Source organism: Hymenobacter tibetensis, from assembly GCF_022827545.1.
GTDB lineage: Bacteria > Bacteroidota > Bacteroidia > Cytophagales > Hymenobacteraceae > Hymenobacter > Hymenobacter tibetensis.
Window position 1 is genome coordinate 5,470,059 of record NZ_CP094669.1, and the last position, 13,520, is coordinate 5,483,578.

12 protein-coding genes are annotated in these 13,520 nt (G+C 55.6%); 10 read left to right on the top strand and 2 right to left on the bottom strand.

The window, feature by feature from the left end; genetic code table 11:
• The first annotated feature begins 36 nt into the window (after positions 1–36).
• From MTX78_RS22090 to MTX78_RS22110, 5 genes are all read left to right on the top strand, one after another.
• Positions 37–1,437 carry a (Fe-S)-binding protein gene (locus tag MTX78_RS22090; RefSeq protein ID WP_243798401.1) on the top strand — a complete coding sequence of 467 codons (1,401 nt, stop codon included), beginning with the start codon at positions 37–39 and terminating at the stop codon, positions 1,435–1,437.
• 128 nt (positions 1,438–1,565) lie between these two features.
• Positions 1,566–2,426, top strand: coding sequence for a (Fe-S)-binding protein (locus MTX78_RS22095; protein WP_243802939.1), 861 nt, complete (start codon positions 1,566–1,568; stop codon positions 2,424–2,426).
• A 176-nt stretch (positions 2,427–2,602) separates the two neighbouring features.
• Positions 2,603–3,088 (top strand): hypothetical protein, encoded by a 486-nt coding sequence (locus MTX78_RS22100; RefSeq protein WP_243798403.1) that lies wholly within the window; start codon positions 2,603–2,605, stop codon positions 3,086–3,088.
• A gap of 183 nt (positions 3,089–3,271) precedes the next feature.
• Positions 3,272–5,125 carry an OmpA family protein gene (locus tag MTX78_RS22105; protein ID WP_243798405.1) on the top strand — a complete coding sequence of 618 codons (1,854 nt, stop codon included), beginning with the start codon at positions 3,272–3,274 and terminating at the stop codon, positions 5,123–5,125.
• 324 nt (positions 5,126–5,449) lie between these two features.
• The gene (locus MTX78_RS22110) at positions 5,450–6,334 is read left to right on the top strand and encodes a DUF4476 domain-containing protein (protein ID WP_243798406.1); all 885 of its coding nucleotides are present in this window, start codon (positions 5,450–5,452) and stop codon (positions 6,332–6,334) included.
• Positions 6,335–6,416: 82 nt separating this feature from the next.
• Here the strand turns inward: MTX78_RS22110 and MTX78_RS22115 are convergent, their stop codons facing one another.
• A complete protein-coding gene (locus tag MTX78_RS22115; RefSeq protein ID WP_243798408.1) occupies positions 6,417–6,893 on the bottom strand; it encodes a DUF4293 domain-containing protein in 477 nt (158 codons plus the stop codon).
• Positions 6,894–6,985: 92 nt separating this feature from the next.
• Between MTX78_RS22115 and MTX78_RS22120 the strand changes: the two genes are divergently transcribed.
• The 5 genes from MTX78_RS22120 (at position 6,986) to MTX78_RS22140 (ending at position 12,395) form a co-directional block, all read left to right on the top strand.
• Positions 6,986–8,188 carry a thiolase family protein gene (locus MTX78_RS22120; protein ID WP_243798409.1) on the top strand — a complete coding sequence of 401 codons (1,203 nt, stop codon included), beginning with the start codon at positions 6,986–6,988 and terminating at the stop codon, positions 8,186–8,188.
• A gap of 88 nt (positions 8,189–8,276) precedes the next feature.
• Positions 8,277–8,822, top strand: a complete 546-nt coding sequence (locus MTX78_RS22125) for a GNAT family N-acetyltransferase (protein ID WP_243798411.1) — start codon at positions 8,277–8,279, stop codon at positions 8,820–8,822.
• 79 nt (positions 8,823–8,901) lie between these two features.
• Positions 8,902–9,693 (top strand): tRNA pseudouridine(38-40) synthase TruA, encoded by a 792-nt coding sequence (truA, locus tag MTX78_RS22130; protein WP_243798412.1) that lies wholly within the window; start codon positions 8,902–8,904, stop codon positions 9,691–9,693.
• A gap of 324 nt (positions 9,694–10,017) precedes the next feature.
• The gene (locus MTX78_RS22135; RefSeq protein ID WP_243802941.1) at positions 10,018–11,745 is read left to right on the top strand and encodes an ABC transporter ATP-binding protein; all 1,728 of its coding nucleotides are present in this window, start codon (positions 10,018–10,020) and stop codon (positions 11,743–11,745) included.
• 125 nt (positions 11,746–11,870) lie between these two features.
• Positions 11,871–12,395, top strand: coding sequence for a hypothetical protein (locus tag MTX78_RS22140; protein ID WP_243798414.1), 525 nt, complete (start codon positions 11,871–11,873; stop codon positions 12,393–12,395).
• 71 nt (positions 12,396–12,466) lie between these two features.
• Here MTX78_RS22140 and MTX78_RS22145 read toward each other — a convergent pair whose 3' ends face one another.
• Positions 12,467–13,195, bottom strand: a complete 729-nt coding sequence (locus tag MTX78_RS22145; protein WP_243798416.1) for a hypothetical protein — start codon at positions 13,193–13,195, stop codon at positions 12,467–12,469.
• Positions 13,196–13,520 lie beyond the last annotated feature (325 nt).

Below are 13,520 nucleotides of genomic sequence, written 5' to 3' on the forward strand. Positions count from 1 at the left end.
TATTTCCACCTGAATTCCAACTCTACTTCCCATCCCGTGCATTTTTCCATCCAAAACATTCTTTTCCTGCTAGTTGCCATAGCGGGCTTCGGCCTGTTTGCGTGGCAGGCCCGGAAGATTCGCGCCAACATCCTGGTGGGGCGCGACCGGGATATGAGCGGCAATGTAAGCGAACGGCTCAACAAGACGCTGCTGGTTGCCTTCGGTCAGTCCAAGATGTTCAAGCGCCTCACCCCGGCCTTCTTGCACCTGATTGTATACGTGGGCTTCCTGGTAATCAATGTCGAGGTGATAGAAATTATGGTGGATGGCATCTTTGGCACCCACCGTTTCCTGCAGTTCCTCGGCCCCGTGTACGACGCACTTATGGCTACCAACGAGATACTAGGAGCCTTGGTTATTGTGGCTGTCGTGGCCTTTTGGTGGCGCCGCAACCGCAAGCCGCCGGTCCGCCGCTTTCAGGGGCCCGAGCTGCGCATGTGGCCCAAGCTCGACGCCAACATCATTCTTTATGTGGAAGTGATACTGATGGCGGCGCTGTTCACCATGAACACCGCCGACTTGAAGCTGCATCAGTTGCGCGGCGCTGATATGCCGGGCACTTTCCCCATCAGCAGCCTACTCGTAGGCTTGTTTCCAACCAGCGAAACCGCCTTGCATGTACTGGAGCGCGTGGGCTGGTGGGCGCACATTGTGGGTATTCTGTGCTTCCTGAATTACTTGCCTAGCTCCAAGCACTTCCACATCATTATGGCTTTCCCGAACGTGTATTACTCGCGTTTGGTACCTCAGGGTCAGTTTTCCAACGTGGAAAGCATCACCCACGAGGTGAAGGCCATGATGGACCCGAGCTACGAAGTGCCTGCTCCCGCTACGGCCCCTGATGGGTCGGCGCTGGCGCCTACGCCCTTCGGAGCCAAGGACGTGAACGACCTGGCCTGGACCAACTTGCTGAACGCCTACTCCTGCACCGAGTGTGGCCGTTGCACTTCGGTGTGCCCCGCCAACATCACCGGCAAGCTGCTCTCCCCGCGCAAAATCATCATGGACACGCGCGACCGGATGGAGGAGAAATACAACTCGCCGCTGATTTTCAGCCCCAACCTCTACGGTCAGGAAGCCAAGCACGAGTCGCAGGAAGTGCTAGACAAAGAAAACCACACCCTGCTGCGCGGCTACGTAACGCCCGAGGAATTGTGGGCTTGCACCACCTGCAACGCCTGCGTGGAAGCCTGCCCCGTGAACATCAACCCACTGGAAAGCATCGTAGAAATGCGCCGCTTCCTGGTATTGGAAGAGTCTGCTGCTCCAAATTCGTTGAACGTGATGTTCAGCAACATCGAGAACAACGGTGCTCCGTGGGCCTTCTCCCCTTCCGACCGTTTCAACTGGGCTGATGATTTGTTCGTGGCAGACAAAGAGGCTGTAACCGCTTAGCAGCAAGTGCCACGCCCGACCTAGCAGAAGCTAGCCGTAGCGCAGCATCAGTAGTACAACGACACGCTATAACCCCACCGACTATAATGGCTGAGCTAACTGCCAAAAGACAAATAAACGTGCCCCTCATGGCCGATCTGGCCGCCCAAGGCGAAACCCCTGAAATTCTGTTTTGGGTGGGCTGCGCTGGTGCTTTCGATGACCGGTACAAGCGCGTAACCCGGGCTTTTGTGCGCATTCTAGAGCACGTAGGAGTGAAGTACGCCGTATTAGGGATGGAAGAATCGTGCACTGGCGACCCAGCCAAGCGCGCCGGCAACGAGTTTCTATTCCAGATGCAGGCCATGCAGAATATCACCACCCTCAATGGCTACGGCATCAAGAAGGTGGTAACGGCGTGCCCCCATTGCTTCAATACCATTAAAAATGAGTACCCCGCATTGGGTGGCGAGTATGAAGTAATCCACCACAGCACTTTCCTGCAGCAGCTCATCAACGATGGCCGCGTGAAGATAGAAGGAGGCGAGTCGTATAAAGGCCGCCGCATCACGTTCCACGACTCGTGCTACCTCGGCCGCTCCAACAACATCTATGAGGCCCCACGCGCTGTGCTGGAAGCCCTGGATGCCGACCTGGTGGAGATGAAGCGCAGCAAAGCCAATGGCCTATGCTGCGGTGCGGGTGGTGCCCAAATGTGGAAAGAGCCCGAGCCGGGCAAGAAAGACGTCAACATCGAGCGGACCGAGGAGGCGTTGGCTACTCTTGATGGCAATGCAGCGGCACTCGACAACCTGTACGGGGTGGAAAGTGGCAACGCAGGTGCTACTCCAGCGCCGAAGGCCAATGCCCAGAGCAGCATCATTGCTGTGGGCTGCCCCTTCTGCATGACCATGATGAGCGACGGAGTGAAAAACAAAGAGCGCGAAAACAACGTGCAGGTCTTCGACTTGGCCGAGTTGGTAGCTTCCGCCGAAGGCTTGAATGCCTAGTTCGGTTGCCCGTTATGTTGGGCTATCAGTACTCGTAGCTGGCTGCTCGTAACGCCTAATTCATATCAACCCCGCTGGAACTTACCGGCGGGGTTGTTCTTTTATATAGAAAATAAACCAGTTTGCCTTGTCGTTTAACTAGAACGGCAGCCTACCTGACTACCGACCTTCTTCGTATGTACGTTCCCTTCAACGACTTACCTGACTCAGCACGCATTTGGATCTACCAGGCTGATAGGCCCCTGACCGATACCGAGGTAGCTACGATACAGCCAGCGCTTCGTCATTTTGCCGACGAGTGGACCAGTCACGGCCGTTCTTTGCAGGCCTCAGCCGCTATTTTACACAACCAATTTCTGGTGGTCGGGCTTGATGAGGCGGTAGCAGATGCCAGCGGCTGCTCTATTGACGCTTCGGTGCGGTTTGTACGCGCTATAGAAGAAGCCCTGGACGTGTCGTTGCTGGAGAAGTCGCGGTTGGCGTTTCTGGTAGACGGGCAGGTGGAACTACTAGACCGGCGCGAACTGAAACCCGCAGTGGCGGCCGGTCGGCTGGTGTCTAGCACTCCGTATTTCGACGCAACAGTGGCTCGCAAAGATGCGTTGCAAAAGTCTTTTCCAACGGCAGCCAACCAAACGTGGCTAGCCCGGTACTTTAACTAAGCCAAGGAAAATGATGCTTTTACAATTATCCTCTTCAAACTTAGTATTATTAGGCTTGAGTAGCCTCCTGTAGCCATGGCTCGTCTTCACTCCCATCCTTCATCCCCAATGAGGAAAATTCTACTTGTTTGTGTTACAGCTGGCTCTGCTGCTTTGCTGAGTGGCTGCGCAACCACTGGCAGCATGAGCAAAGCCGACAAGCGTTTCGCCCGTGGCGAGTACGAAACTGCTATCGAGCTATACAAAGCAGACGTAACCCGCGGCAAGAACGCGGCCATGAGCAACTACCGTATTGGGGAATCTTACCGCCTCTCCAACCGAGCTGAGCAGGCAGAAAGTTACTACAAAGCTGCTATTGACGGCGGGGTAAAAGCCCCCGACGTGGTGTTCTACTACGGCCAGGCCCTGAAGGCCAACGGCAAGTTCGATGAAGCCGCGGCCCAGTTTGATTCCTACTTAGAAAAGAATGCTGGCCGAGTATTAGCGCCCCGTGCCGAAATGGAGTCGAGGAACGCCAAAATGGCCAATACCATTGTGGCCATGCGTTCCAACAACGAGGTTATGGCCCTCGACCAGGTGAATACCCCAGCGGCTGAGTTTGGCTCCACCCTCATTCCTGACACCAAAGAACTGGTTTTCGCTTCCGGCCGCGAAGGCAAAAAGTACCTCGGAAACGGTGAGAATTTCAACGACCTGTACGCTGTCAAGTTCGATGACGCCGACAAGATGACCGGCGGCACGGTGCGCAAACTAGAGCCAATTTTCAATACTGAAAACAAGCACGAAGCCAGCGCCACCTACACTCCAGACGGCAAAACAATGGTGTTTGCCCGCTCCAACGACGGCACCAAAAAAGGCCTGCTAAGCGTAGACCTCTGGATTTCGTATTACAAGAACGGCGCTTGGTCGGAGCCGGTGTTGGCCAACATCAACGACCGCACAACCGACGATTTCGCCCCGGCTTTTGCGCCCGATGGCCAAACGCTGTACTTCACTTCCAGCCGGCGCGGCGGCCTTGGTGGCAACGACCTGTACAAGGCTACGCTTGGGCCTAATGGCCGTTTCTCGCCAGCCGAAAACCTGGGCGACCAGGTGAACACGCCGGGCAACGACAACTTCCCGGCCGTGGCGCCCGACAACACGCTGTACTTCTCTTCTGACGGGCAGCCGGGCTTGGGCAAGCTCGATATTTTCATGGTCGAGAAAGGCAAAGCCGTCAACGTAGGCTCTCCCATCAATAGCGCCGGCGACGACTTCGCACCCTACTTCACCAGCAAAGATGTGGGCGTTTTCTCTTCGAACCGCGCTGGTGGCAAAGGGTCCGACGACCTGTACATGTTCCGCAAAAAGCCCATCAAGCTGGTTACATTCTTTGTTGATGGCACGCTGGTGGAGCGCAACGACCGAACCGGCGAGACCCTGCCCGTAAGTGGCGAAACGGTCACGCTGAATGGTAGGAACGGCCAGAAACTGCAGGAAGTAACTACTACCGCCAACGGCAAATTCACCATGAAGCTGGACTCCGCAGCATCCACCTACTCCTTGGTTGCCGACCGCCCAGGCTACTTCGTGGCCCGCAACTCGTTGAGCACCATCGGGCGCAGGCCCCCTCAAGATCAGCTGCCCAACGACGTGAATGAAATTGGGGTGCCGGTGACCTTGACGCTAACCAAAATCGTGAAGAACAAAGCCATTGTGGTGGACAACATCTTCTACGATTACGACAAAGCAGAAATCCGGACGGATGCCGCAGCGGAACTAGACAAGCTGGTGGAAACCCTGAACGACAACCCGAAAATCACTATCGAGCTTAGCTCGCACACCGATGCTCGTGGTAAGGATGCCTACAACCAGTCTCTGTCGCAGAAACGCGCGCAGTCAGCCGTGGATTACATAATCTCTAAGGGCATCGACAAGAGTCGCATTACGGCCAAAGGCTACGGCGAAACGCAGCCAGTAATCAAGAACGCCAAAACCGAAGACGAATTCCAGCGCAACCGTCGCACAGAGTTTAAGGTGACCAAGATTGCTGAGTAAGCACGCTTGCTATCCGACTTGCAAAGCCCCCGCACCTTCCAGGTGCGGGGGCTTTTTGTTGTTCACCTCTGCACAAGGTTTCTGCGAGTAGCGGCAACAGAAAAACTGCACCGATTTTGCAGGCGACAAGCAGCCCTGCGAACTACCGCGCAAGTAGCTAACCAGCTCATGTACAAGGCTCATGCGCTGAATTGCAATGCAGAATTCGCACGTTCCATATGCCTATTGGCAGCCTTAGAACCGTGCTTGTAAGAAGTGGCACAATGATTGAATTTGTAGGACGCAAGGAGCAGATTGGCTGCCTCCTTCCAACGTACTACTGCCATGAAAAAGGCGCTACTCTTTTGCCTTAGCCTGTTTTTGCTGGCTTCAGCGCAACTTCTGGCCGCTCCGGCCAACGTTAATTTCACCTCCGAACGCGGCGTCCCCTTCAACTTACGCTTTGATGGGCGCGCGCTGACCCGTGGCGGCGCGCGCCAAGTACACATCGACCGGATTGCGCCCGGCGTGCATTGGGCGGAATTCGCTATTCCAGTCGGCTACGGACGCTTCATCAACTACCGCACCCGCATCTTCCTCGACCCCGGCCTGGAATCCAGCTACGTGCTGCTAACCCGGCCAGGCTTTGCGCCGGAGTTGCGCAAAGTAGCCGCCGTGCCGCTCCGCGGTGGCTACGGCCCCGGCTATGGCGGTTATTCCAATGGTGTCCCCCGTGGCAGCCAGGGTGGCTACCAAAACCAAGGCAACAACGATGACTATTACGAGGAAGATGACTACGACAACCAGCCTCCTACCGGCAACAACGGGGGCTACAACAACGGTGGGCGCTATCCTAACGGCAACAACGGCAGCTACTCCAATGACAACAATGGCAGCGGATACAATGACGGGGGCAGCGTGAGCTACAACCGCACCATGACCCCCCAGGATGTGGATGGCTTGGTATCCGCCCTGCACCGGCAGTCGTTCGACAAGGATCGGTTGCCGATTGCCCGGCAGGCACTCAGCGAAACCTCCATTCAGGCACAGGACCTGACCCGGCTGATGAAAGAACTAAGCTTCGAAGACTCGAAGCTGGAATTGGCCAAGTACGGCTCGGTCCGCGTCACTGACCGCCAGAACTTGTATCGCCTCAATGAAGGCTTCACCTTTTCCTCCTCGGCAAGCAAGCTGCAAGACTACTTAGCGCAGCAGCAACCCCAGCGCTAGCCAACAGATTTCATGAAATAAAAAAGGCTTCCGTGCGAACGGAAGCCTTTTTTGTGTGTTAGGAAGCAGGTGAATCAACCACTTACCGCAGCCGGTCCATGCTGCGTACCAACTGCTCGTCGCGACGAATAAAGCGGTTGGCTAGCACGTTCAAAAGCAATGCTAGGGTAGGCAGGTAGAACCCGGCCTGGTAGGTGCCCAGCATTTTAATGTTGAGCATTTGCTCTCCCAGATTGGAAAAATAAAAACCCGCCCCGATAGTGCAGAGGATAAGCAGCAGGTTGAGCATACCGAGCTTGAGCTGCAAAAAGCGGTTGCGGAATTGAAAAATTTCAAACAGCGCCACAGCGGCTGAAGCCACTGCAAACACGGCAATAAGCCATACGTTTGCGGGTGCTGTCAAGCCTGCGCCGGGCTTGTTGTAAGCGTAGCTGGTAGCCGTAAGAACCAACTCCTGCCCAGTGTTTGGGTCGGCTTTGTGCCAAAGGGGAAGGAAAAGTACGGCAATCATGCACAGCGCCAGCAACAGCAGGAATACGCTTTGGATTCTTTGTATCATCTTTGTGTTTTGACTGTTTACGCCACCTTTGCGGGTGGAAGACCGGCAAAAGTAGCCAACAACGACTGGAATAACCGCATTCTAACTAGACAATGCCCACTGCTTATATAGTTGACGCCGTCCGTACCCCGATCGGCAAATTTGGGGGTGCGCTGAGCAGCGTCCGCCCCGATGACTTAGCCGCGCACGTTCTGCGCGAGCTACTACGCCGCAACCCTACCGTAGACAAAGCGGCCGTTGAAGACGTGATAATGGGAGCTGCCAATCAGGCCGGCGAAGACAACCGCAACGTGGCCCGCATGGCGGCCCTGCTGGCGGGCCTCCCGACTACGGTGCCCGGCGTTACGGTGAACCGCTTGTGCGCTTCCGGCTTGCAAAGCATTATGGATGCCTCCCGCGCTATTATGGCGGGCGAAGGCGACGTATATCTGGCGGGCGGAGCCGAAAGCATGACCCGTGCGCCCTTCGTCATGGCGAAGTCGGAAACGGCCTTCGGGCGTGAGCTGACCGCCCACGACACCACGCTGGGCTGGCGCTTCACGAACCCCAAACTGAGCAAGCTGCACCACCCTTACGCCATGGGCGAAACCGCCGAAAACGTGGTGCGCAAGTACGGCATCAGCCGGTTGGAGCAGGACGAGTTTGCGTTCGAGTCGCAGCGCAAGTACCACCGGGCCGCAGAAAAGGGACGTTTCCGCAAGGAGATTGTGCCCGTGTTCGTGGCCATTCCGAAAGGCGACGCCGCCTTGTTTGACACCGACGAGCCACCGCGCCTGAGCACGTTGGAGAAGCTAGGTACGCTAAAGCCAGCCTTCCAACCCGTTGATGGCACCGTGACAGCCGGCAACTCAGCCGGCATCAACGATGGCGCGGCCGCGGTCATGGTGGTGAGCGAAGAAGCGGTGAAGCGCTACAACCTGAAGCCTCTGGCCCGGGTAGTAGCCTCGGCCGTGGCGGGTGTCGACCCGGCGTACATGGGCCTCGGTCCGGTACCTGCTACCCGCAAGGTGCTGCAGCGTGCCGGCCTGACACTGAAAGACATCGGCCTGATCGAGTTGAACGAAGCCTTTGCCGCCCAGTGCATTGCCTGCATCCGCGACTTGGAGCTGAATCCTGAAATCGTGAACGTGAACGGCGGCGCTATTGCCATCGGGCATCCGCTCGGAACCAGCGGTTCGCGCCTCACGGCCACGCTTCTGCACGAAATGCAGCGCCGCCAGGATGTGCGCTACGGCCTCGTGACGATGTGCGTAGGAGTAGGGCAAGGAGCCGCTGCCATCTACGAGCGGCTCTAACTGCAGCTTGGTGTACCAATGCAGCAAGTGCCATCAAACGCTTGCTACATTGGCACACCGGACGGACTAGACTTTGCAGTACCTGCTTATGATGGACGCTCTGCTTACGCCCACTCTCGAACTGCCGCTGCAAGAGGCGCGTTTGCGGCCCTGGTGCTTTGCCGATGCGCCCGCCTTGGTGGAATACGCCAACGACCAACGAGTCGCGCAAAACCTGCGCGACTCGTTTCCGCATCCGTACACGCAGCAGGACGCCGAGTTTTACCTCTGCCTCATGGCCGATCAGCAGCGCGACTTGCACTTGGCAGTTGAGGTTAAGGGGGAGGCCGTTGGTAGTGTGGGAGTGCACTTCAAAACCGATGTGCGTCGTCACTCCGCCGAAATAGGCTATTGGCTGGGTCAAGCACATTGGGGGCGGGGGCTGGCTACGGCCGCCGTGCAAGCGGTGTCGGATTACGTGTTTGCGCATTTCGAGGTGTGCCGGCTCTATGCAGTGGTATTCGAGACCAATCGGGCTTCCGCGCGGGTGTTGGAGAAAGCCGGCTATGTGCTGGAAGCCGTCATGCGCAAGAGCGTGGTAAAGGAAGTTCGTATACTTGATTCCTTGCTGTACGCGAAAGTCAAAGAGTATTAAGCACGTATCGTAGCGGCATCATTACTGGCTCTGGCAAGGAGCTTCGTGCCTGTTCTTTCTGCCTGTTTCACGTTTGTTTATGCGCTATTTTCTTCACCTCGCCTACGACGGTACGCGCTACCACGGCTGGCAGGTGCAGCCCAACACACTTACGGTGCAGCAAGAGTTGGACCGTTGCCTTTCTCAGGTGCTGCGCCAGCCGGTGTACTCGTTAGGCAGTGGCCGCACCGATACGGGTGTACACGCCAGCCACCAAGTGGCCCACTTCGAGGCCGAATTTCCGGAAGCGCTGGACTTGGAAACAGCCCTTTACCGCTTCAACCGGGCCCTACCGCCAGACATTGCAGCCTATGCGTTGCACCCAGTACCCGAGCACGCCCACGCCCGCTTCTCGGCTGATGCGCGCACCTACGAGTACTACGTGCGCCTCGTGCCCGACCCCTTCAGCGTCGACCGGGTTCTGTACCTCGACCGCGCCCCGGATGTGGACGCCATGAATCGGGCCGCGGCTTTCTTGTTGGGTTCTCGCGACTACACGGCGTTTTCGAAAGTGAAGGGCGGCGAGAACCACTACGTGTGTGTGGTGTACGAAGCAGGCTGGCACGTGATGCCCGGCGGGCTGGTGTTCCGGATTCGGGCCAACCGGTTTGTGCGGGGCATGGTCCGGCTGGTGGTAGGTACGCTGCTCACGGTGGGCCGTGGTAAAATCACGCCAGCCCAGTTTCAGCAGATTCTGCACGCCCAAAGCCGGGTGGATGCCAGCGGCGCCGCCCCGGCGCAAGGGCTGTACCTGAGCCGGGTGGAGTACACGCCCGATGTGGTGCCACCCGAACTACTCCCCCCTGGTTTGCCGTACTTTGTAGGCCGGTAACCAGGGGCGCCTTACGAAGGTATTCCTATCAGTGGCTTCCTACCTCATAACCTTGTATCCAAGGTACCAGCAACAAAGGCTAAGCTGTGGGCTGATGCGGTAAAACGTATCCGCCACTGCAACGTCAGCTTACGGTCTGGTTCTTTCGCGTAACGTACTCTATCACACTTGCCAGACGCTCTCGTACACCTGCTGGTACATTAAGCTTGCAACTTCGTGCCCGTGGTACTGGTTACAGCTTCTCAAATCCCATCTACTTTGGACCCAACTACCACTGCTACCAAATCCGGCAACATCTTCGACTGGCAGGTGCTGCGTCGGCTTATGGTGTACGTACGGCCTTACCAACGCATCTTTTATCTGCTGGTGTTTCTGACGCTGGCGGCAGCCGTATTAGGCACCTTGCGGCCCTTTCTTATTCAGCGTATGGTTGATGTGACCATCGAGGAAAACGATTGGCTGGGGCTGAACAAGATGTTTGGCTTGCTGCTGGTGCTGCTCGTCGCGCACGCGCTGGTGAGTTACCTCCAAACCTACTTCGGCGGCTGGCTGGGTCAGTACATCGTCCGCGACATCCGGGTGGACCTGTACAAGCATATTCTGAACCTGCGCCTCAAATTTTTTGACCGGACGCCAATCGGGGTGCTTACCACCCGCAATATCTCTGATGTTGAAACCCTCTCCGATGTGTTCAGCGAAGGATTGGCCGCCATGCTCGGCGACATCCTGCAGTTGGTCTTCATCATGGCCTTCATGTTTTACATCGACTGGCGGCTTACGCTGGTGAGTTTGTCGGTGATTCCGCCGTTGCTCTTCAGCACGTATGTGTTCAAGGAGAAGGTGAAGAAGTCGTTCCAGGAAGTGCGCACGGCCGTGGCCAACCTGAATGCCTTTGTGCAGGAGCACCTGACCGGCATGAACGTGGTGCAGATTTTCAACAACGAGCAGCGCGAATACCGTAAGTTCGAGGCGCTCAACCAAGAGCACACCCGCGCCAATATCCGGTCGGTGCTGTATTATTCCATCTACTTTCCGGTAGCCGAAGTGTTGGGTGCTGTGGGCGTTGGCTTGTTGGTATGGTATGCCGCCCAAGGGCAGATTGAAGGCACTATTTCCAAAGGCGCCCTCATTGCTTTTATCATGTACAACGCCCTATTCTTTCGGCCCATCCGCCAGATAGCCGACCGGTTCAACACCCTGCAGCTTGGCCTAGTGAGCACGGAGCGTTTGTTGAAACTGCTCGACAGCCAGGAGTACATTCCTAATAACGGTACGCTGGCCCCGGCCACGCTGCGCGGAGAAGTGGAATTCGAGAAGGTATGGTTTGCATACAACGAGGAAGAATGGGTGCTGCGCGACATCAGCTTCAAAGTGGAGCCTGGCCAAACTGTGGCGTTTGTGGGCGCTACTGGTGCCGGCAAAACCAGCATCATCAATTTGCTCAGCCGGTTCTACGATATCAACAAAGGCCATATTAAAGTGGATGGGCACGACTTACAGGAGTACGATTTGAGCGCCCTTCGGCGGCGCATTGGCGTGGTGTTGCAAGACGTGTTTCTCTTTGCCGGTACCATCCGCGACAATATCACACTGGGCAGCAAGGACATCACCGACGAGCAAATTTGGGAAGCAGCCGATCTGGTGGGTGCCCGCCGCTTTATCGAACGCCTTCCCGGCTCCCTCGACTACCCCGTGATGGAGCGCGGCGCTACACTGTCGGTAGGGCAGCGGCAGCTCATCAGCTTCGTGCGGGCCATGGTGTACCAGCCCGCCGTTATCATCCTCGACGAGGCCACTTCATCAGTCGATTCCGAAACCGAGGAGTTGATTCAGGCGGCCATTGAGAAGCTTATGCAAGGCCGTACGGCGTTGGTCATTGCCCACCGCCTAAGCACCATCCAGAAAGCCGACCGGATTATCGTGATGGATCGGGGCGAAATCAAAGAATCAGGCCGCCACGACGAGTTGCTGCGCCAGAGTGGCTACTACGCCCAGCTCTACCAAATGCAGTACCGCGACGTGCTGAACGCTGACCTTAAAAACGAGAAGTAGCACACTGGCTTGCACAAGAGCGCTCAGCGTCCCACATACTTTCGGTCGCCGTTTCTCGCTAGGTTCTGCCTTCGCATTTCTATTCTTAATCTCCGTTCCGAGACTCCCTTCTCAACCTTTGTTTCATGAACCGTATTTTCCTGATTCTCTCCTTGTTTCTCATAGTTGCCGTTGGGGTTGCTTACTACTTCGTTGGCGGCTTCAAACAAGCCGAAGTGAAGCTGGAAACCACCGCCCAACCCATATTCCTAGCCGGCAGCTATTATGAGGGCGCTGGCAATAGTGAAGCCTTCGGCGACCTGACGCGGAAAGCCTACGAAATCCGTAGTTCTGGCAAGCTGCGGGGTACTTTCGGCAACATTTTCTACAACGACCCTGCTACTTCCAGTGAGGCGGCCAAAGTATTCGTTGGCCTTATCGTTGACGATACCGTGTCGCAGCAGCTCCCGGCTGGGTACCGGTATCGGGTGTTTCCGGCCGGGCAGCGGGTGCTCCATGCCCGCATTGAAGCCAGCTACTTGGTAGCGCCAGGCAAACTTTACTCGGGCGTGAAAGACCAAGCCAAACAAAACAGCCTGGCACTACAAAACCTGTACCTAGAGCGCTTCCCGAACACTGGCCCAGTAGAGGTATGGGCGGTAGTGAAGTAAATTAAAAAGTAAACGAGCCTTTCCATCTGCAGTGGAAAGGCTCGTGGCGTAAAAGGTAGTTGCTTCTTTAGTTAGTTACCCAGATAAAGAGAGGCTCCTACACTTACATATTGAATGCCGAAGTTCGCTGCAAGACTGCTACCCGTGTTTGTAGAACTTCCTTGCCCGGCAGAATCATAATGCGTTTCGCTCTTGCTTTTATTATAAGTAAAGCCGCCCATAGCGAGGTCTATACCAAACTTCTTACTTGGGAAGTACACGAAGCCTGGACTAAACGAGGCGTAGCCGCCACGCGTCTCTGTTTCATTGCTATAATCATTGCTGGGGTTTCCAACGTATTCACTTCTTTGCTTTTCCAGCCGCCGCAGGTACCCTCCCGTCAGTTGGCCATATAGCCCGGCTTTCTCTCCTAGCATCTTGTAGTAGCGTACGAAAGGGCCAAGGTTTATCTGCCTACTAGTCTGCTTGATGTTATAGGATAAGAACGTATTGTCGGTGTTGTTATATTCAGTTCGGTTGTCTTGCCGGCTGCCTGTACCGCCCCCTAAATCAAGGCCAACTGCTAAATTATCCGCCACGAACAGCCCCACTTTGGGGCTAAAATTGAAGTTGAACCCGCTGTAGTCATTATCTACATTCGTTGGATAAGCAACTGAACCCGTCGTATTAGATTCATTGTTGAAACGAGAATAATTTATAGTGCTGTTGAGCAGCACTTTACCTGACTCGGTCTGTGCCTGTGCTACCCCCATGGTTGCACCCAACAACAGGATGCTTAGCATCAATTTTCGCGTTTTCATTTACTGGAATATAAAAAGTAAAACAAGGAAGATAGCCCCTGAACGGCACCTTGCATAGGATTATTTGGCGCCAAGGAATAATTATATTTTTTAATTTATGTATAATAATAGATGAATAACTGAGTTGTAGCTGGTCGACACCTATAGTCGTTGTGCTTGCTAGACCCAGTATCTCGGAGCTACACTGCTAGTAGCTCAACCATTAGCTGAACTATTTCGCCCATCCAGAGAAAGCCCGCCTGATATAGTTTTTCAGGCGGGCTTTTGCTGTGTTTGCTACGGCATGACGTTATGCTAAACCTATCTGTTCGCGAGTGAACTTGGT

Coding starts and splice junctions, on each gene's coding strand:
- truA (WP_243798412.1), top strand. CDS start 8,902: ATGCGCTATTTTCTTCACCTCGCCTACGACGGTACGCGCTACCACGGC.
- MTX78_RS22110 (WP_243798406.1), top strand. CDS start 5,450: ATGAAAAAGGCGCTACTCTTTTGCCTTAGCCTGTTTTTGCTGGCTTCA.
- MTX78_RS22140 (WP_243798414.1), top strand. CDS start 11,871: ATGAACCGTATTTTCCTGATTCTCTCCTTGTTTCTCATAGTTGCCGTT.
- MTX78_RS22105 (WP_243798405.1), top strand. CDS start 3,272: ATGAGCAAAGCCGACAAGCGTTTCGCCCGTGGCGAGTACGAAACTGCT.
- MTX78_RS22125 (WP_243798411.1), top strand. CDS start 8,277: ATGATGGACGCTCTGCTTACGCCCACTCTCGAACTGCCGCTGCAAGAG.
- MTX78_RS22135 (WP_243802941.1), top strand. CDS start 10,018: ATGGTGTACGTACGGCCTTACCAACGCATCTTTTATCTGCTGGTGTTT.
- MTX78_RS22100 (WP_243798403.1), top strand. CDS start 2,603: ATGTACGTTCCCTTCAACGACTTACCTGACTCAGCACGCATTTGGATC.
- MTX78_RS22115 (WP_243798408.1), bottom strand. CDS start 6,893: ATGATACAAAGAATCCAAAGCGTATTCCTGCTGTTGCTGGCGCTGTGC.
- MTX78_RS22145 (WP_243798416.1), bottom strand. CDS start 13,195: ATGAAAACGCGAAAATTGATGCTAAGCATCCTGTTGTTGGGTGCAACC.
- MTX78_RS22120 (WP_243798409.1), top strand. CDS start 6,986: ATGCCCACTGCTTATATAGTTGACGCCGTCCGTACCCCGATCGGCAAA.
- MTX78_RS22095 (WP_243802939.1), top strand. CDS start 1,566: ATGGCCGATCTGGCCGCCCAAGGCGAAACCCCTGAAATTCTGTTTTGG.